Genomic DNA, 1408 nt, shown 5'->3' with positions numbered 1-1408 from the left:
TCCTGGGGCGGCATGATCAACGGCCTGATGACGCTGTCGGGCGCCTGGGACAAGCTGCGCACCGATCCCGTGCTGCGCATGCTCGTGGTCTCCGTCGCCTTCTACGGCATGTCGACCTTCGAAGGCCCGATGATGTCGATCAAGGTGGTCAACTCGCTCAGCCACTACACCGACTGGACCATCGGCCACGTGCACTCCGGCGCGCTCGGCTGGGTTGGTTTCGTCTCCTTCGGCGCGCTCTACTGCCTCGTGCCCTGGATCTGGAATCGGAAGGGCCTCTACAGCCTCAAGCTCGTCAACTGGCACTTCTGGATCGCGACGCTTGGCATCGTCCTCTACATCTCGGCGATGTGGGTGTCCGGCATCCTCCAGGGCCTGATGTGGCGCGCCTACACCTCGCTCGGCTTCCTCGAATATTCCTTCATCGAGACCGTCGAGGCGATGCATCCCTTCTACATCATCCGCGCCGCCGGCGGCGGGCTGTTCCTGATCGGCGCGCTGATCATGGCCTATAATCTCTGGATGACGGTTCGCGTCGGCGAACAGGAAGTCCAGATGCCCGTCGCTCTTCAGCTGGCGGAATGAGGAGTCTTCCATGTCGTTCTGGACACGCCACCAAATCTTCGAAAAGAACTCGATCATCCTCATCGTCGGCATCCTGCTGGTGATCGCGATCGGCGGTCTCGTCGAGATCACCCCGCTGTTCTACCTCAAGAGCACGATCGAGGCGGTCGACGGGATCAGGCCGTATACGCCGCTGGAGCTCGCCGGGCGCAACGTCTACATCCGCGAGGGCTGCTATCTCTGCCATTCGCAGATGATCCGGCCCTTGCGCGACGAGGTCGAGCGCTACGGACATTTCTCGTTGGCCGCCGAGAGCATGTACGACCATCCGTTCCAGTGGGGCTCGAAGCGCACCGGTCCCGACCTTGCCCGCGTCGGCGCCAAATATTCCGACGACTGGCATGTGACCCATCTGGCCAATCCGCGCGCGATCGTGCCGCAGTCGGTGATGCCAGGCTATCCGTTCCTCAGCCAGACCGAGGTCGATCCGGACACGATCGCCGACCACATGCGCACGCTGCGGACCGTCGGCACGCCCTACACCGACGACCAGATCGCCAATGCGGGCGCCGACATGAAGGCCCAGGCCGATCCTGACAATGCCGGCTCCGACGCTTTCACCAAGCGCTACGCCAAGGCCGTGGTGCGCAACTTCGACGGCAAGGCCGGCACGCCGACCGAGATGGACGCGCTGATCGCCTATCTCCAGATGCTCGGCACGCTGGTCGATTTCAAGATCTACAACGAGAAAGCCAATCTTCGCTGAGAAGGCACCCACGATGAAAGCCATCCTGACACTCGACAATCTCGCGTCCGGTCTCGTGACCACGATCTGGACGCCGGT

General features: G+C 62.5%; 2 protein-coding genes. Both read left to right on the top strand.

Annotated elements, in window-relative coordinates; all coding sequences use genetic code 11:
* Nucleotides 1-585 (top strand): cbb3-type cytochrome c oxidase subunit I (locus IVB42_RS00010; protein ID WP_247469543.1); only part of this gene is annotated, 585 nt, incomplete at its 5' end.
* Between the two features lie 10 nt (nt 586-595).
* Nucleotides 596-1330, top strand: coding sequence for a cytochrome-c oxidase, cbb3-type subunit II (gene ccoO, locus IVB42_RS00005; protein ID WP_247300297.1), 735 nt, complete (start codon nt 596-598; stop codon nt 1328-1330).
* The last annotated feature ends 78 nt before the right edge of the window (nt 1331-1408 follow it).

It is taken from the genome of Bradyrhizobium sp. 45 (assembly GCF_023073155.1).
In the GTDB taxonomy this organism is placed as follows: domain Bacteria; phylum Pseudomonadota; class Alphaproteobacteria; order Rhizobiales; family Xanthobacteraceae; genus Bradyrhizobium; species Bradyrhizobium canariense_D.
This window is presented reverse-complemented; position numbering and strand designations above follow the sequence as displayed.